Origin of the sequence: Faecalibacterium sp. IP-3-29 (assembly GCF_023347335.1) — a bacterium.
In the GTDB taxonomy this organism is placed as follows: Bacteria; Bacillota; Clostridia; order Oscillospirales; family Ruminococcaceae; genus Faecalibacterium; species Faecalibacterium duncaniae.
Window position 1 is genome coordinate 702251 of the sequence record NZ_CP094471.1, and the last position, 22553, is coordinate 724803.

The following is a 22553-nucleotide window of genomic DNA, read 5'->3' on the forward strand; positions in this document are numbered from 1 at the left end:
AATACGTCCTAACATCGCTAAAAACCATTGAAAAAGTCCGAAAGCGTGCTACAATACAGAGATAAAGAGCCCGTCCCGCTCAAGGGGATGGGCGCTCAGATAAGAAACATAGAAATGAGGGATAAATATGTTTGATACAAAAAAGCTTGCACTGTTTTTGGGTGGTGTAGTGTTCGGCTCTGCCGGCTTCAAGGTGCTGTCCAGCAAGGACGCCAAAAAGGTCTACACCCAGACCACCGCTGCGGTGCTGCGGATGAAGGACTGCACCATGCAGACTGTGAACAAGGTGCAGGAAGAGGCCGGTGACATCCTTGCCGATGCAAAGGCCATCAACGAGAGCCGCGCCGCCGAGGCTGCACAGGAGGTCATCGAGGATACGGCTGAACAGCCCGCAGAGCAGACTGCACAGTGATACAACGCAGCGGAGCCGCCCTTGGGCGGCTCTTTTTTACGCAGAGGGGTAAGAAAAGCAATGAAATGTACGATCTTACATGAAGGTAAGGGACGGATGCGGGTGCACGTCTGCGCCGTGCGCATGACCCTGCACCGGGCAGATGTGCTGGAAGCCTACCTGAACGGGCAGGACAACATTCAAAAAGCCACCGTCTACGAGCGCACCGGAGATGTGGTGCTGACCTACCGGGGCAGCCGGAAGGATGCTGCCGCCCTGCTGGCAGCCTACCGCTTTGACAACGAAGAGTTAGAGGTGCTGGTCACTTCCCACGATAGCCGGAAAATCAATCAGGAATATCAGGAAAAGATGGTCAACCTTGTGGCGGGCCGGGTGTTCCGCAAGGTGTTCCTGCCCGCGCCCATCGCGGCGGCATATACGGTATGGCGCTCCATCGCCTTTGTCTGGAAGGGCGTCCGCTGCCTGCTGCACCGCAAGCTGGAGGTAGAGGTGCTGGATGCGCTCAGCATCACCGCCTCCCTCCTGCGGGGCGATTACAGCACCGCAGGTTCGGTGATGTTCCTGCTGACTGTGGGCAGCCTGCTGGAGGAGTGGACGCGGAAAAAGAGCTTGGATGACCTGGCTCGCAGCATGGCGCTGAACGTGGATAAGGTCTGGGTGCGCACCCCGCAGGGCGAGGTGTTGGTGCCGCTGACCCGTGTCCACGCCGGGGACGAAGTGGTGGTGCGCTCTGGCAACATGATCCCGCTGGACGGCATGGTGCTGGAAGGCGAAGCCATGGTGAACCAAGCTGCCCTGACCGGCGAGTCCATGCCGGTGCGCAAGACCACTGGTGCTACCGTTTACGCCGGAACAGTGGTGGAAGAGGGCGAATGCGTCCTTGTGGCCAAGGCAGAGGGCGGTGCCAACCGCTACGATAAGATCGTGGCCATGATCGAGGAATCGGAAAAGCTCAAGTCCGGCACCGAAAACCGGGCTTTGCAGCTGGCCGACCGTCTGGTGCCGTGGTGCCTTGCCGGTACGGTGGCTACCTATGCCTTTACCCGCAACGTCACCCGGGCCATCTCCATCTTGATGGTGGACTTCTCCTGTGCGCTGAAGCTTTCCATGCCGCTGGCAGTGCTCTCTGCCATGCGGGAGTGCGGGGAATATCACATCACCGTAAAGGGCGGCAAGTATCTGGAAGCGTTGGCAAAGGCGGACACCATCGTGTTCGATAAGACCGGCACCCTCACCCGTGCCACCCCACAGGTGGTGCAGGTGGTGCCTTTCTCCGGCTGCGGGGAGCAGGAGGTATTGCAGCTTGCCGCCTGTCTGGAAGAGCATTTCCCCCATTCCATGGCAAACGCCGTCGTCCGTGCTGCCAAGGAGCGGGGAATCTCTCACGAAGAGATGCACTCCGAGGTGGAGTACATCGTGGCCCATGGCATTGCCAGCCGGGTAGGGGGCAAGCGGGTGGTCATCGGCAGCGCTCACTTTATTTTCGAGGACGAGGGCTGCACCATCCCGGCAGGGGAACAGGCAAAGTTTGATGGGCTGGACCCGCAGTATTCCCACCTGTATCTGGCAGCATCCGGGGTACTGGCGGGGGTCATCTGCATCGCAGACCCCCTGCGCCCGGAGGCGGCACAGGTGCTGCGCCAGCTCCAAAAGCTGGGCATCACTCAGACCGTCATGATGACCGGCGACAGTGACCGCACTGCCCGCGCCATTGCGGCGCAGGTGGGGGTAGACCGCTGCTTTGCGGAGGTGCTGCCGGAGGATAAGGCCGCCTTTGTCCGCGACGCCAAAGCCGAGGGACATACGGTGGTGATGATCGGCGACGGTATCAACGATTCGCCCGCTTTGTCGGCGGCAGATATCGGCATCGCCATCCATTCCGGTGCCGCCATCGCCCGGGAGGTTGCCGATGTGACCATCCGCGCGGATAGTCTGGAAGAGCTGGTGACCTTAAAAGCCATTGCCAACGCCCTGCAAAAGCGGGTGGGCAGCAATTACCGCTTTGTGCTCAGCTTCAACTCGGCCCTCATCCTTCTGGGGGCTCTGGGCATCCTGCCTCCTGCCACCAGCGCCATGCTGCATAACCTTTCCACCCTTGGCATCAGCCTGCGCAGCATGACAGACCTGTTGGAGCAGAAGCCTTCCCTGTGAAAATAGTACACCGGAGTGTCCGCAGATGCTCCGGCGTACCGAAATGATAGCTCTTCCCATAAAAAGGAAGCTGTTGCACAAATGTTGTGTGATATGTACCCCCCATACTGGACATCCAGTATGGGGGGTATATATTTAGGTGCCCACCCTCTTAGTCCGTGTGCTGTAAACAACAATGCAAAAAAATCCGACCCGATTCTACGATGCCATAGCATTGTATGAATCAGATCGGAGAATGAAAAGTGTTTGCAGAAGGATGCGAGGGTGAGTGTGGAGTCAAAAATATGGAATGTTTTGCGGCGGGGAGAAACGAAGGTTACACAACCAGAAAGCAGTGCATCTTCTACAAGAAACTGCTGGATGCTGGGATGACGTAAAGTAAAAACGATTACTTCCCCAGATGCCAGATGTCGCGGTCATACTCGGCAATGGTGCGGTCGGAGGAGAACATCCCGGCTTTGGCAATGTTCACAAGGCACTTGCGCCGCCAGCCCATGGGGTCGCAGGCGTAATCGCCGAGGGCCTGCCCTTTGCGGACGACATAGGCGTTGAAGTCCGGCAGGGTCTGGAACCAGTCCTTGTGGATCAGCTCGTCGTGCAGGCGGGTCAGGTTTTCGGCATGGCCGGCAGCCAGCATCTCCGGGCCGGTGAGGAAGCTGATGGCCCGGCGGATGTTGGCATCGCCCTCCACCCACTGGGCCGGATCGTAATCGCCCACGGCGTAGCGGTGGATGACCTGATCGGAGGTCTGGCCGAAGATATAAATGTTCTCTTCGCCCACCTGCTGGCTGATCTCCACATTGGCACCGTCCATGGTGCCCAGCGTCAGCGCACCGTTCAGCATGAACTTCATGTTGCCGGTGCCGGAGGCCTCCTTGGAGGCAAGGCTGATCTGCTCAGACAGGTCACAGGCAGGGATGAGCTTTTCGGCAGCGGTGACGTTGTAATTTTCCACAAATACCACCTGCAGCCACTTGGACACCTCCGGGTCGGCGGCAATGACCTTGGAGAGGGTCAGCAGGGCGTGGATGATATCCTTGGCAATGGTGTAGGCAGGAGCTGCCTTGGCACCAAAGATGCTCACCAGCGGTACGGCAGGCAGATGCCCGGCCTTGATCTCGTAATACTGATGGATGAGGTACAGCAGGTTCAGCTGCTGACGCTTATACTCGTGCAGCCGCTTGGACTGGATATCGAACATGGCATCGGGATTCACTGCCACCTTCTGGGTGCGCAGCAACCAGTCTGCCAGCGCTGCCTTGTTGGTCTTTTTCACGGCGGTCAACTCGTCCAGCACGGCTTCGTCGTCGGCGAAGGCCAGCAGCTTCTCCAGCTCGGCAGCGTCCTTGCGGAAGCCGGAACCGATGTGCTTTTCCAGCGTGGCGGTCAGGCGCGGGTCGCACTCCAGCAGCCAGCGGCGGAAGGTGATGCCGTTGGTTTTGTTGTTGAACTTTTCCGGGTACAGCTCATAGAAGCCGTGCAGCTCGGAATTTTTCAGGATCTCGGTGTGCAGCGCTGCCACGCCGTTGGTGGAATGGGTGAAGTGGATGTCCATGTGGGCCATGTGTACCCGGTCGTCCTTGTCGATGATGGCAAGGCTCTCGTCCTCGGTGCGGGTGCGGGCCAGTGCGTCCAGCTTTTCAATGATGGGCATCAGCTGGGGCACAACGGCATCCAGATAGGCGCGGGGCCACTTTTCCAGTGCCTCGGCCAGAATGGTGTGGTTGGTGTAGGCACAGGTCTTGGTAACGATCTCCACAGCTTCCTCAAACTCAATGCCCCGCTGCCCCAGCAGCCGGATCAGCTCCGGGATGACCATGCTGGGATGGGTGTCGTTGATCTGGATGGCGGCGTAGTCGGCCAGATCGTGGTAATTGCAGCCCCGGGCGGCGCACTCTGCCAGAATGAGCTGGGCACCGGCAGAAACCATGAGGTACTGCTGATACACCCGCAGACGGCGGCCTGCCTCATCGGAGTCGTCCGGGTAGAGGAACAGGGTCAGGTTCTTGTCGATGGCGGTCTTGTCAAAGGCAATGCCGTCATGGACGATGCTCTCGTCGATGGTATCCAGATCGAACAGATTCAGAGTGTTGGTGCGGCCCTCGTAACCGGTGACAGCCAGCTTGTACAGCCGGGCAGTGTATTCCTTGCCCGCCAGTTCCACCGGGTAGGTCACATCGGTCTTTTCAGCCCAGCTGTGGGCGGTGAGCCAGGGGTCGGGCTTTTCGTTCTGCACACCATCCTCAAAGGACTGGTGGAACAGGCCAAAGTGATACCGCAGGCCCACGCCGTCGCCGGGCAGGTTCAGCGTTGCCAGCGAATCCAGGAAGCAGGCTGCCAGACGGCCCAGACCGCCGTTGCCGAGAGAAGGCTCCGGCTCCACCTCTTCAATGTCCGAAAGGCGCTTTCCGGCAGCGGCCAGTGCATCCCGGGCTTCTTCATACAGCCCCAGATTGATGAGGTTGTTGGACAGCAGCTTGCCGATGAGGAATTCGGCGCTGATATAATACAGCTTGCGTCCGGTGACGGGCTGCACGCGGTCGGCACTCTTCTGCCGCACCAGCTCCAGCAGTGCCAGATACAGCTCCTGATCGGTGCAGTCCGCCAGCAGCTTGCCGGTGATACTCTGTAATGTTTCGGTAAAGCTCATAATGGCTCCTCCTTTGCTACGGAAAACAGGTTTGACATCTATAATGCAAGATATACCAGATAAAACAATCGAAATCTTGCCTTAAAAGTGCAAATTGTGGTACAATCCTATCATCTGGAGGTGAGAAGATGCAAAATCAGGCATCATTGCAGGAAACCAAGCAGCACGGTGCCGTGCGGTTCCCCTTCAATCTGTATCCCTGCACCATTCCGGGAGATTTTCCGCAGGTGGCACTCCACTGGCAGGAGAGCATGGAGCTGGTCTTTGTCAAGCGGGGCGCGGGGCTGGTGCAGGTGGGTGCGGTGTCCTGCCCGGCCTACCAGGGGGATATCTTTATTTTTACGCCCGGCACCCTCCACGCCCTGCGGCAGGCAGAGGGGAAGCGGATGGAATACGAGAATATCATCTTTGAGCTGGAGCTTCTGGGCGGTGCGGAGGACCTTTGCGCCGAAAAATATCTGCTTCCGCTGCAAAGCGGGCGGCTGCTGCTGCCTGCGCGGCTGACACCCAACGACCTGTGTTATCTCCAAGCCGCCGCCTGCCTGCGGGAGGTGGAGGAAGCCAACCGCGCCAAGCTTCCCGGCTATGAGCTGCTGGTCAAAGGAGCACTGCTGCGCTTCCTCTCCCTGCTCATTGCGCAGGGGAAACAGCAGTTCCCCGTGGAAACTGCCGATACCCAGCGGCTGAAAGCCGTTCTGCAATGGATCTCTGCCCATTATGCCGAGGGGCTTCGGGTCGCCGATGCCGCCGGGGTCTGCTCCTTCAGTTCCAGCCACTTCATGCGCTGGTTCCGGCAGATGACAGGGCAGAGCTTTGTTGCCTTTCTGAACGAATACCGGCTGAATGCCGCCGCCGAAGCGCTGCACGCTACGGACGAGACGGTGCTGACGATCGCTTCCCGGTGCGGGTTTGAAAACCTCTCTTATTTTAACCGGGCATTCAAGGCACATTTTGGCATGACCCCGCGGGAGTACCGGAAAAAATAAACAAAATGAGGCCGTTCCGCTTCTCTGAGAAAGAGAGGGAACGGCCTCATTGTTTTGATCAGACTTCCGGCGGGCAGCAGCTCTCCCGGGGGATGAGCTTGTGCGGCACAAGGATCTTTGTTGCCAGCAGATTCGGGTTCTCGATGTGGTTGATGGTCTGGCTGGCGGCCTCCATACCCAGCTGATAGGGGTTCACGTCCACGGTGGTCAGCTGGGGGCTGGTGATGCGGGAGAACAGCGAATTGTTGAAGGAAACGATGGAAAGATCCTTCGGGACACGCAGCCCCAGTTTGCCGCAGAACTGTTCCAGCACCACGGCCAGAATGTCATCGCTGACCAGCATGGCCGTGGGATGGTCCGGTGCGGTGAGAAGAGCCTTCAGCGGCTCTTCGTAAGCGTCGTTCAGGGTGTTGACCTCCACACAGTCCTCCTCCCGGGGAGTGATGCCATGCTTCAGCAGGGACATCTGGTAGCCGCGCCTGCGCTCTGCCGAAAACAGCATGGCGTTGCTGACACCAAAATAGGCAATGCGGCGGTGGCCCATTTCATAGAGGTAATCGGTGGCTTCCTCACCGGCAAGGGCGTTGTCGTTGTCGATATAGATGGTCTGATTGGCGGACTGCGCCGCCTTGCCCACAATGACATGGAGCAGCCCTTCGCTGCGCAGGTAGGCTGCCACCGGGCAGTCCTTTTTGGAATAGAGCAGGATAAAGCCATCCGCCTGCGCGTTGGCCACCATGCTCTGGATGGCATCCAGAACTTCGGTATCGTCCTGCCCGGTGATGACCGTGTTCACATACCGCCGCTGGTTGCAGAACTGCCCGATGCCGCGGATGATCTCCAGATGGAAGGCGTTCTCGTAGACATCCCGCTGGGAGGAGGGCAGAATGATGCCGATGGTCTTGGAAAATGCCTCCACCGGTTCGGCCTCAAAGTTCGGCTCATAGCCCAGCTGTGCCATAATGCGGCGTACCCGCTCCTTGGTTTCCCGGCTGATGGAAGGGCTGTCCTTGCAGGTGCGGGACACGGTGGAGGGCGATACCCCCGCCGCCGCTGCCACATCCTTGATGGTAACTGCCATAGTCTGTTCCTCCCTGATGTAATAGGTCTATTGTAAGGCGGTTTGCACGCAATGTCAATGATTTGCGCACGAGTTTGCGCAGATCGTGCAACCGCACCCTTTGCGCACCTTCGATGTTTTCAACAAAGAAACTTGCGGGCTGTTGTGCAAAAAGAAGAAAATATATTTTTGACCTAGAAAACTCTTGTAAAAATTGCAGAGTTGGATTATTCTTGTTGCGTAAAGTCGTGCAACAGAAGCGCAACGATTGCGTAAAAAGACGCAAAAAGAAATAAGGAGGAACATTATGGCAACAACACAAGCAGCTCCGGGGAAAAAGGGGCTTATCAACTTTGACTTCTTACAGAAGCTGGGCAAGGTGCTGATGACCGTCATCGCTGTCATGCCCGCTGCCGGCCTGATGATCAGTCTGGGCAAGCTGGTGCAGATGGGCGGCGGTGACATTGCGGCAGTTATGACCATTGGCACCACCATGGAGAACATTGGCTGGGCGGTCATCAACAATCTGCACATCCTGTTTGCCGTGGCCATCGGCGGCAGCTGGGCAAAGGAGCGTGCCGGCGGTGCTTTTGCGGCTGTGCTGGCGTTTACCCTCATCAATGTCATCACCGGCAACATCTTCGGTGTCACCAGCGCCATGCTGGAAGACCCCAACGCCGTGACCCACACCCTGTTCGGGCGGGAGATCGCCGTCAACGGCTACTTCACCTCTGCGCTGGGTGCCCCGGCCCTGAACATGGGCGTGTTCGTGGGCATCATTGCCGGTTTTGTGGGCGGCGTGGCTTACAATAAATACTATAACTTCCGCAAGCTGCCGGATGCACTGGCCTTCTTCAACGGCAAGCGCTTTGTGCCTATGGTGGTCATTGCCTATTCTGTGGTCATTTCCATGGTGCTGGCATTGTTCTGGCCTGTGGTCCAGACCGGCATCAACAACTTCGGCATCTGGATCGCAAACTCTTCCGAGACTTCTCCCGTTCTGGCTCCGTTCATCTATGGCACGCTGGAGCGTCTGCTGCTGCCCTTCGGTCTGCATCACATGCTGACCATCCCCATGAACTACACCTCCTTCGGCGGCACCTACACCATTGCAACCGGTGTCAATGCGGGCAGCCAGGTGTTTGGTCAGGACCCGCTGTGGCTGGCATGGGCCAACGACCTCATCAACTTCAAGAAAGCCGGTGACATGGCCGCTTACAACAACCTGCTGACCACCGTTACCCCCGCCCGCTTCAAGGTGGGCCAGATGATCGGCGCAACCGGTCTGCTGCTGGGCATCGCCCTGGCCATGTTCCGCCGTGTGGATGCCGACAAGCGCGCAAAGTATAAGTCCATGTTCATCTCCACCGCGCTGGCCGTGTTCCTGACCGGTGTGACCGAGCCGCTGGAATTTATGTTCATGTTCTGCGCCATGCCGCTGTACATCGTGTACGCACTGCTGCAGGGCTGTGCCTTTGCCATGGCAGGCATCATCCATCTGCGCCTGCACTCTTTCGGCAATCTGGAATTCATCACCCGTATCCCCATGTCCCTGCAGGCCGGTCTGGGCGGCGACATCATCAACTTTGTGCTCTGCGTGGTGGCGTTCTTTGTCATCGGCTATTTCGTGGCCTACTTTATGATCGGCAAGCTCAAGCTGGCAACGCCGGGCCGTCTGGGCAACTACACCGATGACAACGCAGACGATGCCGCAGCTGACACCAAGGCCGAGAAGAAGGCAGCCAAAAAGTCCGATAACGGCCAGGCCGAGCGCATCATCGCCCTGCTGGGCGGCCGGGAGAACATTGTGCTGGTGGATGCCTGCATGACCCGTCTGCGTGTTACCGTGAAGGACCCCGCCAAGGTGGCCGACCTTGCCGCATGGAAGGCCGAGGGTGCTCTGAGCCTGCTGGTGAAGGGCGACGGCATTCAGGCTGTGTACGGCCCCAAGGCAGACGTTCTGAAATCTGACATCAATGATATTCTGTAAAAAACTATGAAACTGCTGACTTTGAATACCCACAGCCTCATCGAGCCGGACTATGAGGCAAAACGGAAGATCTTTGTAGACTTTATCGCCAGGGAGCAGCCGGAGGTGTTCGCTCTGCAGGAGGTGAACCAGACCGCCGCCGCTCCGCTGCTGGGAGAGATTCCGGCGGGGTACTTCCCCTGTCCCGGCAATGGGGTACCGCTGAAAGCGGACAACCACGCCGCAGCCGTAGCCCGGATGCTGGAAGAACGGGGCGTGCAGTACCATTGGAGCTGGCTCCCGGCAAAGATCGGCTACGACAAGTACGATGAGGGCATGGCGGTGTTCAGCCGTGCACCCATCACCGCCGCCGAAAATCTGCTGCTGAGCAAGTCCGGCGATTACAGCAACTGGAGGACCCGCCGCACCCTGGGCATCTGTGCAGGAGATGTCTGGTATTACACAGTGCATCTGGGCTGGTGGAAGGACGAAGTGGAACCTTTTGCCGCCCAGTGGGAAACGCTGTCCCGGGCGGCAGGCGCAAAAAAGACCGCCTTTCTGCTGGGAGACTTCAACAGTGAGGCCGACGTGCGGGGCGAGGGCTACGACCTTGTGCTCTGCAGCGGCTGGCAGGACACCTACCGCCTGGCACAGCAGCGGGACGAGGGCTACACCGTCATGCAGGCCATTGATGGTTGGCGGGATGCCCCGGATGCGGCGGCAAAAAAGCGCATCGACCAGATCTGGTGCTCCCAGGCGATCGCTGTAAAAAGCACCCGGGTGGTGTTCGACGGCCTGCAGGAGCCGCAGGTGTCCGACCATGCGGGTGTTCTGATCGAGCTATAAAGGAAGAAGGAAATGAAGATGCAGAGAAGTGCAGGCATTTTGCTGCCCGTCAGCAGTCTGCCGTCCCCTTACGGCATCGGCTGCTTTTCGCAGGAAGCATACGACTTTGTGGACTGGCTCAAGGAAGCTGGGCAGACTTACTGGCAGATCCTTCCACTGGGTGTGACAAGCTACGGCGACAGCCCCTATCAGAGCTTTTCCGCCTTTGCGGGCAACCCGTATTTCATCAGTCTGGACGCACTGGTGGGGGAAGGGGTGCTGACCGCCGCCGAGTGCAAAAAGGCAAACTTTGGCCGCAAGGCAGATGATATCGACTACAGCCGCCTGTATGCCGAGCGGGGCCGCCTGCTGCGGCTGGCTTACTCCCGCAGCGACATCGGCCACAACGAAGCGTTTACAGCCTTCTGCGAAAAAAACAAGTGGTGGCTGGACGATTTTGCTCTGTTCATGGCAGTGAAGGGCCGCTTTGAGGGCAAGCCGTGGATCGAGTGGGCCGAGGATATCCGTCTGCGCTGGCAGCCCGCGATGGACTATTACCGCCGGGAGCTGTATTTTGAGGTGGAGTACCACAAATATCTCCAGTTCAAGTTCGACCAGCAGTGGCGCAGGCTGAAGGCCTACGCCAACAGCAAGGGCATCCGGATCATTGGGGATATCCCCATCTATGTGGCGCTGGATTCGGCGGACGCATGGGCAAACCCGGGTCTGTTCCAACTGGACAAGGACAACATTCCCACGGCGGTGGCTGGCGTTCCCCCGGATGATTTTTCGCCCACCGGCCAGCTCTGGGGCAATCCGCTCTACCGCTGGGAAGCGCACCGCGCAACCGGCTATCAGTGGTGGATCACTCGCCTGTGGTACTGCTTCGAGCTTTACGATGTGGTGCGCATCGACCACTTCCGCGGCTTCGATGAGTATTTCTCCATCCCCTACGGCAGCGAGACTGCCGCGCCGGGCCACTGGGAAAAAGGCCCCGGCATCGAGCTGTTCCGTGCTGTGGAGCAGGCACTGGGCAAACGGGAGATCATTGCGGAGGATCTTGGCTACATGAGCGACACCGTGCGTCAGCTGGTGCGGGACAGCGGCTTCCCGGGCATGAAGGTGCTGGAATTTGCCTTTGATTCCCGGGATACCGGCAGCGCCAGCGACTACCTGCCCCATAACTACCCGGTGAACAGCGTGGCCTATACCGGCACCCACGACAACGAAACGCTGGTGTCGTGGTACCAGACCATCACCGGTGCGGAGCGCGCCATGGTGCGGGATTATCTGTTCGACTACGCCACCCCGGAGGAGCAGCTCTATAAAAGCATGATCGCACTGATCCTGCGCAGCGCAGCGGCGACCTGCATCATTCCCATGCAGGACTGGCTGGGGCTGGACAACTCCGCCCGCATCAATCAGCCCTCCACCGTGGGCCAGAACTGGCGCTGGCGGCTGAAAAAGCCCCAGCTGACCCGAAAACTCCAAAAAGAGATCTGCCAGCTGACCACTCGCTATGGGCGGAAGAACTGGGCGTAACTGCATTAAAAACCATAAAACCCCATGTCCGGGCCGTTTCACACAACGGTCTGGACGTGGGGTTCTTTTTCTGGATCAGTGACAGCCGGATGGCAGCAGACTCCGGTTCATTCAAACCAGGCTTTCGATGATCTCCGCGCACTTTTCAATGCCGTTCACCGCTGTCCAGCGCGATATGATAGTTGAGTTCATGGTAGGTCTTGTAAATCAGATAGCCGGCGATCAGGAAGGTCAGGATATCCGACAGCGGCATGGAGTACAGCACACCGTCCAGCCCGAAAAACCGGGGCAGCAGCAGGGCAAAGCCCACACCAAACACCACCTCACGCACCATGGAAAGGGCGGTGGATTCTGCTGTCATGCCCACCACGATGGAGATGACGATCTGGAAGAACTTCATCACGATGCCAACCACTGCCATCGGCATCGGGTACTACCTCAAAACCAAAACGGCATAACGAAACAGCCGGGAGGCGTTCCAAAAGCGGAAGCCTCCCGGCTGCGTTTTTATAAGTTGTGTGCTCCGTTCGGTTACTTGAGCAGGTCGCTGTGGTCTGCGCCGTCAATGGTCAATGCCGCGCGGGGGCCGGTGTGGGTCCAGACGACGGCCGTTTCATCGGGGGCGTCGGGTTCAGCCGCCAGCAGGGCATCCACCGAGACCGTGGTGGAGCGGGAGAGCAGGGTGGTGAACACAAGGGTCTTCACGCCCTGAGCCTTCAGGGTGCGGACCATGCCCAGCGTCAGGTGGGCCGAGGCCACGATGCCGTTGGCGCGGATGGTCAGGGTCGTGCCGTTCTGGGTGCAGGTGTGGGTGATCTGCTTGCCCAGAACGTTGGTGACATACAGCCCCTCCACCGTGACCGGGCGCTCCACTTCCACCGAGCCGGTGGAAGGTGCTTCTGCCCCTTCGGTGGGTGTCACGGTCGGCTGGGCGGGCTTTTCGGGTTCGCGTACAACATCGCCGGGCTGGGAAACGTCGTCGCCCTTCGCATTGCGGCGGGTGATGGTCGTGCCCACCTGCAAACCGGAGAACTGCGTTTCGCCGTTGGTCGAATCGCCAATGGCCACATTGCCGCCCGATGTGGCGTCGATCGTCACCTTGCCTTCAATGGTAATATCAGACTTTACCTCAGTAGCGCCGTCAGCAACGCTGCCGCTGCCGATGGCCGCAGCACCGGCAAGGGGAGCATTTTCATCCAGAACGCCGCCGCCATTCAGAACGCCGCCGCCTTTAGCAGTAATGTTGGGAGAACCAGCTTCGGTGCTCTTGATGGAAACTTTGTTTCTGGTATCCTCGGTGTCGGGTTGTGTTTCTGCGCCGCCACCGATACCGGCAGCACCAGCGCCGCCCTGTGCATTTTCGATGGTGACATTGCCCTCGATGGTCACGTCACCAGTGCCAAGAACACCGCCGCCAATACCGGCACCTTCATCGCCGCCGGTGGCGTTTCCGATTTGAGCGTTGCCTCTAATGATTACATTGCCGATGCCAACAGCGCCGCCACCAATGCCGGAACCACCAGAACCACTTTTTGCATTTTCGATTTTGGCGTTGCCTTCAATGGTCACGTTGCCTACAGTTAGATCGATTACCATGCCATCGCCATCGGGATACAAATCGCCTTGGCCGCTGCCGATGCCAGCGCCGTTTGCGCTGCTTTCCGCATTTTCAATGACTGCATCACCTCTGATAATGATCTCGCTGTCACCATAGGTGCCACTGCCGATGCCGGCTCCAGCTTCACCGCCCTGTGCGTTTTTGATGACGGCATCACCTTCAATGGTCACTGTACCCAGACCCTGATAGCCGCTGCCGATGCCAGCAGCCATATAGCCACCAGAGGCTTCGGTGATGGTGCCGCCGCTGATGGTGACAGTGCCATTTCCTCCAATAAGAGTGTCCTTCGGTATCGCGCCAAAACCGCCACCAATACCGGCACCATAATTGCCCGTAGCCTTTGCGGTGATATCGCCGTCGGTAACTGTGACAGTACCATTGCCGTAGGCACCGCCGCCAATACCGGCACCCAGACTGCCGCCCGTAGCGGTGATCGTACCGCCGGAAATTGTCACATCGCCGTCACCGCCGACGGCGGCGTACTTGTCACCGGCACCGCCGCCAATACCGGCAGCCCCATTACCACCCGTGGCAGTGATCTCACCGCCCGTAATGGTCACTTGGCCGTCTTGTTTGTCACTGCCGCCGATGCCAGCACTGTGGTAACCACCCGTGGCAGTCAAACTGCCAGTAGTATCGGACGCACTTCCCTTTGCGGAGCCATCATCATTCTTTTCGTCCTGAATCGTCAGCGTGCCGCTGCCATCGGTCTTGTTATGCTCCAGACCGGCGTGGCCATATCCGCTTGTCAGCGTGTTGTTGCCGTTCAGCTCGATGTTCGTATTGCCGCTGCCGGTAACGCTTACAGCGGTCTTATAGGCGTTCGGTTCATAACCATACTTGTACCCTTCGTCTACATTGATCGTTACGTTATCCAGCGTGACATTCACCGTCTTGCCTTCATCTGCATGGATCGTTACTGTATTCGAAGACGCGGTAGAAGAGTCCTTGCTTTTAATAACGGTGTCCGTATCATTCTCTTTTGTCGTACTTCCCTGTGTGACCTTGTTGCCGGTTTCACCAGCCGAAATCGAGATGTCACCATCTTCAATGTACCAGTCTTGGGCAAAGGCGGGGAGCGTCATCCCGACCACAAGGGCGGCGGTGAGGGCGAGGGCGGCGGCGCGCTTTGCGGTGGAGCGGCGGGCTGTTTTGACCGCAGAAACCGGGCTGTGCCCCAGAACACGCATGGCGAGTTTGCGATAAGAGATCATAAGTGGTACCTCCTTACAAAGTTTCAAATCCGGTAAAACATGGGCTTGTAAGGAAATTATACCACTTTCGGGGGGGTGCAAGTAAAACTGCGTGAAAGACTAACTATTAAAAGTCAAGACCCAAAATGAAAAAATACGTCTGCCGACCGCTGCCCCTGACAAACAGCATTCAAATGCTGAAATTAGAGCAGCGAGGACGACGGAGAGAACAGCAAAACAAGCCCAGCCAGACTGCGCCAAGCCCCAGCTCCTGTGCAGCAAGGCAGATGTTCTGGGCGGCAATGGCCAGCGCCACCACCGTAAGCGGGAACACAACGGTGTTGGCCGCGTTTCCGTAGGAGCCCAGATAGCTGGCGTTTGCAATAAAGATCTGGTCCACGATGTTGTACAGCGCACCCACCAGCAGAGAAATAATGCACGGGATCGCATACTTCTGCATCAGCTTGCCGATGCGTTCCGTGCCGAGAAATTCATTGGTACTTTCCATGGGATTCACCTTACCTTTCCATTTTAGGACAAACAAAAAACGAGTGGCACTCATGCAACCGGTCTTACGCATGAGTGCCACTCGTTGTACGGAATCATTATACTTTTGCACAAGAAATCTGCGGGTCATTCTGCGCAGATTGCACGATGCAAACTTTGTGGAAAATCACCTTTGAAGCCATGGAGTGGTTTGTGTTATAATAGAAAAGAACGAAAACGCGCTGGAAAGTCTGTTTTGCACAGTCTGTTCCACTTGGATGAAAGAGGAGCAATATGGCAAAGTATCAAGCAGGAACGCTCGTGGTTTATGGGAACCTCGGGGTACATGTGATCGAAACTGTCGGGCCGCAAAGCTTTTGCGTCCGGCAGATTTACCACTGGTTAAAATGTACCCGGTCATCCTCATAGCGGCTCTCACGCGGGGCAGTAAGGTCTGCTTCCGGGTAGCCAAGGGCGATGATGGAGTGGGGCACAATGGTCTCCGGCAGAGCGAAGAGCTTTTGCTGGGCCTCTACCCGGTCCATCTGAGGCCAGGTGCCCAGCCAGACTGCGCCAAGCCCCAGCTCCTGTGCGGCGAGGCAGATGTTCTGGGCGGCAATGGCTCCGTCAATGACCCAGTAGTCCTTGGCAAAGCGGAACGCACGGTCAAGGTCGCCGCAGACGAGGATACCGGCGGCAGCTTTCCGCAGCGGCTCGGCAGGGCGGCCGTTGGCATCGGCCATCTGCGCCAGCTTTTCCGGGTCGGTCACCACCACGAAGGCCCAGTCCCGTGCATTGACGCAGCTGGGCCCGCTCATGGCCGCTTCCAGCAGCTGGTGCAGGGTTTCGCTTTTGATGGGCTTGTCGGTGAATTCCCGGCAGCTGCGCCGGGTGAGAATGGCATCCAGAGTGTTCATAGATCAGTGCCTCCTGTTTTGATTTGCCCCAGTATAGCACAGTGATCATTCCTCGGCTTCGGCCTTTGCAGTTTCAAGGAAGGCCCGGATCTTGTCCACCTGGATCTGTGCCACGGCCCGGCCGGTCTCGTAGACACGGCGCAGCTGGTCGGGGTCACGCTCCATGGCACCGATCTCCAGCGGGATGGGCGGGCGGATGACGTAATCCTTGCCGGACTGCTCCAGCATGGAGATGTAGCTCAGGGTTTCATTGTAGCGCTCGTGGCGGTCGGCCACAGCCTCCACAAAGGCAGGATAGCGCAGATACCGTGCCCGGATGGCGGGCAGCATGGGGTTCTTCTTTTTCACAAACCCCTTGGGCTGGGTCAGGATGATGAGGTTCCGCTTGTAGCCAATGGACTCAAAGAAGCGGATGGGGATGGAATCGGCAACGCCGCCGTCCAGCAGGCCGTAATGGCCGATCCTGACGATCTTTGCGGCCAGCGGCATGGAAGCCGAGGCTTCCATCCAGAGCACATCCTCCGCATCACCGGTGCGGCACTTATGATAGATGGGGTCGCCGGTGCGGACATCGGTGCAGACCACAAAGTAATCCATGGGGGATTCCCGGAAAGCCTTGTCATCGAACGGGTCGAGCTTTTCGGGCACCTCGTGGTAGCAGAAATTCTCACTGTACAGGTTGCCGGTGCGCAGCAGATTGCGGAAGCTGGCATAGCGTTTGTCCTTGCAATAGGTGGTGTTGTAGCGGATGGTCCGCCCGATCTGATGGGATTTGTAGTTGCAGCCGAACACTGCTCCCGCCGAAACACCTACCATACCGTCTACCGTGATGCCCTGCTCCATCAGAACATCCAGAACACCGGCGGTGAACATGCCCCGCATGGCACCGCCTTCCAGGATCAATCCGGTCTTCATACGCGTGATACTCCTTCTCCTCACAATGCATCCCGCCCGAACAGACGGCAGGATGCAGAAAACGGGCACCTTTCCCTGTGCCCGGAGCGCCCCGGAAATCCACCCGGAGCCGTTGCTTCCAGTATACTCAAATTTTGCTGAAAAACAAGAGAGAAAATGCCAAAAGACCTTGAAAACAGGGGGGCAAATCCGGTATACTAGGTAAAATCAAAATGCAGTACCAAAGCTTGGAGGAAGAGACGGATATGAAACTGCTGGAAGAACGCATTCAGAGAGACGGGATCGTGCGCGAGGGCAATGTGCTGAAGGTGGATAGCTTCATCAACCACCAGATGGATATCCCCCTGTTCCGCGAGATGGCAAAGGAGTGGAAGCGCCTGTTTGCAGGTAAGCCCGTCAACAAGGTGCTGACCATTGAGGCCAGCGGCATCGGCATTGCCGCTGTGGTTGCCAGCGAGTTCAATGTTCCTGTGGTGTTTGCTAAAAAGTCCATGAGCATCAACCTGGATTACGACAACTATGAGACCAAGATCCAGTCCTTCACCCACAAGAAGATTTACAATGTCATCGTCTCCAAAAAGTTCCTCACCGCAGAGGACCATGTCCTGATCATCGATGACTTCCTGGCAAACGGCTGTGCCCTGATGGGCCTGCTGGATCTGGCCAAGGAGGCCGGAGCCACGGTCGAGGGCATTGGCATTGCTGTGGAGAAGGGCTTCCAGCAGGGCGGCGAGCTCATCCGCAGCAAGGGTATCCAGCTGGAGAGCCTTGCCATTGTGGAATCCATGAACAGCGAGACCGGCGAGATCAAGTTCCGCGAGCAGCCGCACCAGAACTGAAAACAAGCAATTCAAGACCGCTTCGGCGGTCTTTTTTGCTGCCCGTTTTCAGGCCCCGTCAAAACTGTCGCCGTCAGCAGGGAGGTCGGCGGCGGTCTCTGCTGTGGAGGCAGCCGGGGCTTCCGTGGCGCGGGGCACGCCCCTGTACACCAGCGTCTGCTCCAGCACTTCGGCACAGACCGGGGCCGACAGGCTGCCGCCTGCGGTCGTCCAGCTGTGGGGTTCGTCCAGGCAGACCAGGCAGAGAAACTGCGGATCGTCGATGGGAGCCACCGCCACAAAGCTGGCAATGCGGGCTTTTTCGTCGGCGCTGTCCAGCTTCTGGCTGGTGCCGCTTTTTCCGCCTACCCGGTAACCCGGGATCTGGGCGTTCCGTCCACCGCCGTAGAGCACCACGGCCTCCATCATCTCCCGCATGGTCTGGCTGGTCTCTGCCTTGAGCACCTGCCGTTTGCAGACAGGGGAGAGCTGCTCAATGGTACTGCCGTCCGGGGCCAGGATCTCCGAGACGACGTAGGGCTGCATCAGCTTTCCCCCGTTGACCACGGCGCAGACTGCCGCCGCCATTTCCAGATAGGAGATCTTGCTGCTCTGCCCAAAGGCACAGGAGGCCAGCTCCACCGGGCCCATCCGGTCGGCGGTATAGTACAGGCTCTGTTTCGGTTCGGCAGGCAGGTCGATGCCGGTGGGCTCCCGCAGGCCAAAGGCGGCGAAATAATCGCAGAAGGCCTCCCTGCCCAGCCGGGCTCCGATCTGGATGAAGCTCTGGTTGCAGGAATTTTCCAGCGCCTGGGTCACGCTCTGGGCCCCATGGCGCTTGTGGTTGGCACAGTGGAAGCGGGTGCCTGCCACCGAGATGGATTCCCCGCAGTAAAAGCTGGAATGCTTTGTGATGGCTCCGGCATCCAGCGCCGCCGCGCAGGTGATGAGCTTGAACACGCTGCCCGGCTCGTACAGGTCGCTGACGGCCTTGTTCCGCCACTGGGTCTGCTGGGCCAGCTGCAAAGCGGCCTTGCGCGCATCACCGGTCAGGGCCTCCACGGCGTTCCGGGCGGCGGTGTCGGCAATGACGCGGGGTTCGTTGGGGTCGTAGGAGGGCGTGGTGGACATGGCCAGCACGGCCCCGGTGTTCACATCCATGACGATCCCCACGGCCCGCGCCGCCACATGGTGCTCCTGCACGGCGTAGGACAGCGCGTTTTCAAGGTAGTGCTGGATACAGCTGTCGATGGTGAGCCGCAGGCCGTCCCCCTCGGTGGGAAAACGCTCGGTCTCGTAGCTCTGCTCCAGTGTGTAGCCCCAGGCGTTGACAGCCGTGAGCACCACGCCGTTTTCCCCGGTGAGCAGATCATCATATTTCAGTTCCAGCCCGGCCACTCCTGCGTTGTCCACATTGGTGAACCCCAGCACCGAAGCCAGAAACGCGCCCTGCGGATACCAGCGCTTGCTGTCCTGATTGATGCGGATGCCGGTGATGCTGTTTTCTTCGCAAAAGTCCCGCACAGCATCGGCTGCGGCGCGGTCCACCCGGTAGCGGAGCAGACAGTCGTTGGAGCGGCGGTCGCTGAATTTTTCCAGCAGGGCCGCTTCGTCCAGCGCCAAGATCTCCGCAAGGCCGTGGGCGGCAAGGGTGATTTTCTCTTCCGGCATCTCCCGGGGCGAGGCCCGCAGGGTCCAGCAGCTGCTGTTGGCGGCCAGCAAAAGGCCGTCGGCGCTGTAAATGCGCCCCCGGTCCGCTGGGACCACGGTGTCCCGCAGCTGCTGGCCCTGTGCACGGTCGGCATAGAAGCCGTCGGTGCGCACCTGCAGGAAAAAGAGCCGCACGGCCAGCCCCAGGCAGACGGCACAGAACAGCACCGCCACGGCCCGTGCCCGGCGGCGGAATCCCCGCTCGGGCAGGGTGCGGAGAAATCTGGGCATGATGTCACCCCCTTTAACGGGCTCACCCTCTCCGTCATCGCTGACGCGATGCCACCTCTCCCGAAGGGAGAGGCCTTGGCATTCGATACAAAGTTTATGATTTTGTCAAAAGCTCCCCCTTTGGGGGAGCTGGCGCAAAGCGCCTGAGAGGGTGAGCTAGTGTACAAGATATGCACAACGTCACGATAATATCCGTATAGCCAACAGCAGCATGGCGTACAATAGTAAAACTGGGGGTGACGAGATGAAAGAAGCTGCGGCACTGCCGCGGGGCGGGCGGCACAGGGCACCGCTGCGGCCGCTGCCGGCCATGGACCTGCCGTTTCTGGTGCTGGTACTCACGCTGGTGGGGTTCGGGCTGGTGATGCTGGGCAGTGCGTCGGGGGCGGTAGCCCTTTACCGGCGGGGCGATGCCTTTGCCTACCTGCGCCCCCAGCTGCTCTATGCCGCCATGGGCATTGCGGGGCTGTGGCTGGCCAGCCGGGTGGACTATCACATCTTCCACAAATTGGCCTGGCCGCTGCTGGGGGTCTCGCTGGTGCTGCTTGCGGTGGTGCTTTTTATGCCGGAATACAACGGCTGCAAACGGTGGCTGGTGCTGCCGGGGGTGGGTACCCTGCAGCCAAGCGAGATCGCAAAATTTGCGGTGGTGCTGGTATTTTCACACATCATCTCGCTGAACCATGACAGGATGCGCAGCTTTGCGGTGGGGGTGCTGCCCTTTGCGCTGGTGCTGGGGGTGGTGGCGGCGCTGATGCTGCTGGAGCCCCATCTTTCGGGCACCTTGCTGATCCTGGGCATCGGGGCTGTGCTGATGTTCGTGGGCGGCACAGGCCTGCGGTGGTTCGTGCTGGCGGGCCTGGGCGGGGCGGCCGCCATCGGGGCGGCGGTGGTCGTTATGCCGGATCTTGTGCCCTACGCTGCCGACCGCCTGCGCTCCTGGAAGGACCCCTTTGCCGACCCGCTGGGGGACGGCCACCAGACCATCCAGAGCCTGTATGCCATCGGCTCCGGCGGAGCCACCGGGCTGGGGCTGGGGAACAGCCGCCAGAAGCATCTGTTTGTGCCCGAACCTCAGAACGACTTCATCTTCTCCATCGTCTGCGAGGAACTGGGCTTTGTGGGGGCCTGCGCTGTGGTGCTGCTGTTCGTGCTGCTGCTCTGGCGGGGAATCACCATTGCCGCCCATGCTCCCGACCGTTTTGGGGCGCTGCTGGTGGTGGGCTTTACCGTGCAGGTGGCCCTGCAGGCTGTCCTCAATGTGGCCGTGGTCACCAATACCATCCCCAACACCGGCATCAGCCTGCCCTTTTTCTCCTCCGGAGGAACGAGTTTAATGATGCTGCTGGGCGAAATGGGGATTGTCCTATCCGTATCAAGAGGTGAGACCTGACGGAATAGAAAACATAAAGTTGAATTGCCAAAGGCTCTCCCTTTGGGAGCAACGACGACGACCACCGCCTGCGGCGGAATGAGGGAGGAGTTGTTGGGGCCGCGGCCAGCAGGACGCAAGCGCAAGGGTTTGCGCGAAGCGGATGCTGGGAGCCGCAACCCGGTGCTGGCGCGAAGCGCCTGAGAGGGCGAGGATGCTATAAATGACCAAACAAACTTGTCCGCCTCACACTCCGGCCCTGTTTTGCATACGGTGGGGTATCTTTTGCGGAATGGGGGCACGGACATGGAGGAACGGATCGTGGTGACAGGGGGCCGCCCGCTGAACGGAAGCGTAAAAATTCCGGCGGCAAAAAACAGCGTTCTGCCGCTTTTTGCGGCATCGCTGCTCTGCACGGGAGAGGTGCGGCTCCAGGCTGTGCCCCGCCTTGCGGACGTGGAGCACTGCATGGCGCTTTTGCGGGGCGTGGGCTGTGCCGCCCGGTGGGAGGGCAGTGACGCGGTGCTCTCCGGCCCGCCTGCCAACAGCACCCTGCCGGGGCAAACGGCGGGACAAATGCGGGCCTCCATTTTGTTCTGCGCGCCCCTGCTGGCAAGGCTGGGCCGCGCCGAGACCAGCCTGCCCGGCGGGTGCCGCATCGGGGCCCGGCCCATCGACCTGCATCTGGCAGGGCTGGCAAAAATGGGAGCGGTGGAGCTGGAAGCTGGGGAAGGGCGGCTGGTGCTGACGGCTCCCTCCGGCCTGCACGGGGCCGAGATCACCCTGCGTTTTCCCAGCGTGGGAGCCACCGAGACGCTTCTGCTGGCCGCTGCCTGTGCCAAGGGCAGGACCATCCTGCGGGGGGCGGCCCGGGAACCGGAGATCGCCGACCTGGCCGCTTTTCTGAACCGGTGCGGCGGCTGCATCGAGGGGGCGGGCACCTCCACCCTCCGCATCGAAGGGCGGCGGGGGCTTTCCGGGTGCTGTTTTTCGCCCCTGCCCGACCGCATTTTTGCTTCCACGCTGGCCTGCGGCTGTGCGGCGGCGGGCGGCCGGGTGGAACTGACCGGCTGCGCCCCCGCGCTCTATGCGCCGGTGCTGGAAATTCTGGGACAAATGGGGTGCCGGGTGGAACCGGCAGGGGATACGGTGCGAATTTCCCGCTTTGGGCGGCTGCACGGGGCAGGCCGGGTGTTCACCGGGGCCTATCCGGCCCTTGCCACCGATGCCGCCCCGCTGCTGGCGGCGGCAATGCTCTGTGCCGACAGCGAGAGCAGCATCGAGGACGTGATCTTTGAGCGCCGGTTCGGCTGTGCCGAGGGTTTTTGCCGCCTGGGCGCACAGGCCGAAGCGGCGGGCAGGGTGCTGACCATTGCGCCGGGCGGCCTTTTGCGCGGTACAGAGGTGGAGGCCCCCGACCTGCGGGGCGGGGCGGCACTGGTGCTGGCGGGGCTTGCGGCCCGGGGAACCACGGTCATCACCCACCCGGCGCATATCGACCGGGGATATGCCGGATTTACAGAGATTTTGGCCGGTTTGGGGGCGCAAATTCGGCGGGAATCGGCCACGGGAAACGGGACGGTGAAAAAAACCTCTGCAAAAAAACAAATTTGTCTTGCAATCGGGGCAAAAAGATGATACGATACAGTTATATAAGTATAGTATCGAACTCTTCTTGTGCGAAAAGCGCAGGTTTAC

Annotated in this window: 16 protein-coding genes and 1 pseudogene; 9 read left to right on the plus strand and 8 right to left on the minus strand. The window is 59.4% G+C overall.

Annotated features, from left to right (window positions below; genetic code table 11):
- The first annotated feature begins 127 nt into the window (after positions 1-127).
- Together MTP40_RS03250 and MTP40_RS03255 are read left to right on the plus strand one after the other, a co-directional pair.
- Positions 128-412 (plus strand): DUF6110 family protein, encoded by a 285-nt coding sequence (locus MTP40_RS03250; RefSeq protein ID WP_005935684.1) that lies wholly within the window; start codon positions 128-130, stop codon positions 410-412.
- Positions 413-472: 60 nt separating this feature from the next.
- On the plus strand, positions 473-2563 hold the full coding sequence (locus MTP40_RS03255; RefSeq protein ID WP_249259815.1) for a heavy metal translocating P-type ATPase: 2091 nt from the start codon (positions 473-475) through the stop codon (positions 2561-2563).
- A gap of 388 nt (positions 2564-2951) precedes the next feature.
- Here MTP40_RS03255 and MTP40_RS03260 read toward each other — a convergent pair whose 3' ends face one another.
- Positions 2952-5213, minus strand: coding sequence for a glycogen/starch/alpha-glucan phosphorylase (locus tag MTP40_RS03260; RefSeq protein ID WP_207684955.1), 2262 nt, complete (start codon positions 5211-5213; stop codon positions 2952-2954).
- A 128-nt stretch (positions 5214-5341) separates the two neighbouring features.
- Between MTP40_RS03260 and MTP40_RS03265 the strand changes: the two genes are divergently transcribed.
- On the plus strand, positions 5342-6199 hold the full coding sequence (locus MTP40_RS03265; protein WP_207684956.1) for an AraC family transcriptional regulator: 858 nt from the start codon (positions 5342-5344) through the stop codon (positions 6197-6199).
- Between the two features lie 58 nt (positions 6200-6257).
- Here the strand turns inward: MTP40_RS03265 and MTP40_RS03270 are convergent, their stop codons facing one another.
- Positions 6258-7280 carry a LacI family DNA-binding transcriptional regulator gene (locus tag MTP40_RS03270; RefSeq protein ID WP_156064921.1) on the minus strand — a complete coding sequence of 341 codons (1023 nt, stop codon included), beginning with the start codon at positions 7278-7280 and terminating at the stop codon, positions 6258-6260.
- Between the two features lie 286 nt (positions 7281-7566).
- On the opposite strand from MTP40_RS03270, the gene MTP40_RS03275 reads away from it, so the two are divergent.
- The 3 genes from MTP40_RS03275 to malQ are packed head-to-tail and all read left to right on the plus strand — an operon-like array spanning position 7567 to position 11595.
- A complete protein-coding gene (locus MTP40_RS03275) occupies positions 7567-9249 on the plus strand; it encodes a PTS transporter subunit IIBC (RefSeq protein ID WP_437449744.1) in 1683 nt (560 codons plus the stop codon).
- Positions 9250-9255: 6 nt separating this feature from the next.
- Positions 9256-10074: an endonuclease/exonuclease/phosphatase family protein gene (locus MTP40_RS03280; protein ID WP_249259816.1), complete on the plus strand. Its 819-nt coding sequence runs from the start codon at positions 9256-9258 to the stop codon at positions 10072-10074.
- Between the two features lie 18 nt (positions 10075-10092).
- On the plus strand, positions 10093-11595 hold the full coding sequence (gene malQ, locus MTP40_RS03285) for a 4-alpha-glucanotransferase (protein WP_156069233.1): 1503 nt from the start codon (positions 10093-10095) through the stop codon (positions 11593-11595).
- 145 nt (positions 11596-11740) lie between these two features.
- On the opposite strand, the pseudogene MTP40_RS03290 reads toward malQ, so the two are convergent.
- The 5 genes and pseudogenes from MTP40_RS03290 to MTP40_RS03310 all read right to left on the minus strand — a co-directional run.
- Positions 11741-11962, minus strand: a pseudogene (locus MTP40_RS03290) (hypothetical protein); the annotation flags it as partial.
- 164 nt (positions 11963-12126) lie between these two features.
- A complete protein-coding gene (locus tag MTP40_RS03295) occupies positions 12127-14427 on the minus strand; it encodes a hypothetical protein (RefSeq protein WP_249259817.1) in 2301 nt (766 codons plus the stop codon).
- A 169-nt stretch (positions 14428-14596) separates the two neighbouring features.
- Positions 14597-14914, minus strand: coding sequence for a nitroreductase family protein (locus MTP40_RS03300; protein ID WP_156061845.1), 318 nt, complete (start codon positions 14912-14914; stop codon positions 14597-14599).
- Positions 14915-15284: 370 nt separating this feature from the next.
- Complete coding sequence (locus tag MTP40_RS03305; RefSeq protein WP_249259818.1) at positions 15285-15809, minus strand: nitroreductase family protein; 525 nt, start codon at positions 15807-15809, stop codon at positions 15285-15287.
- 45 nt (positions 15810-15854) lie between these two features.
- A complete protein-coding gene (locus tag MTP40_RS03310; protein ID WP_156059578.1) occupies positions 15855-16724 on the minus strand; it encodes a patatin-like phospholipase family protein in 870 nt (289 codons plus the stop codon).
- A gap of 245 nt (positions 16725-16969) precedes the next feature.
- Here MTP40_RS03310 and MTP40_RS03315 point away from each other — a divergent pair, with 245 nt between their 5' ends.
- Positions 16970-17563 (plus strand): xanthine phosphoribosyltransferase, encoded by a 594-nt coding sequence (locus tag MTP40_RS03315; protein WP_035394911.1) that lies wholly within the window; start codon positions 16970-16972, stop codon positions 17561-17563.
- A gap of 48 nt (positions 17564-17611) precedes the next feature.
- Here MTP40_RS03315 and MTP40_RS03320 read toward each other — a convergent pair whose 3' ends face one another.
- Positions 17612-19483, minus strand: coding sequence for a peptidoglycan D,D-transpeptidase FtsI family protein (locus MTP40_RS03320; protein WP_249259819.1), 1872 nt, complete (start codon positions 19481-19483; stop codon positions 17612-17614).
- A 244-nt stretch (positions 19484-19727) separates the two neighbouring features.
- Between MTP40_RS03320 and MTP40_RS03325 the strand changes: the two genes are divergently transcribed.
- Together MTP40_RS03325 and MTP40_RS03330 are read left to right on the plus strand one after the other, a co-directional pair.
- Entirely contained in the window at positions 19728-20876 is a 1149-nt protein-coding gene (locus MTP40_RS03325) for an FtsW/RodA/SpoVE family cell cycle protein (RefSeq protein WP_249259820.1), read from the plus strand.
- 285 nt (positions 20877-21161) lie between these two features.
- On the plus strand, positions 21162-22493 hold the full coding sequence (locus tag MTP40_RS03330) for a UDP-N-acetylglucosamine 1-carboxyvinyltransferase (protein ID WP_249259821.1): 1332 nt from the start codon (positions 21162-21164) through the stop codon (positions 22491-22493).
- The last annotated feature ends 60 nt before the right edge of the window (positions 22494-22553 follow it).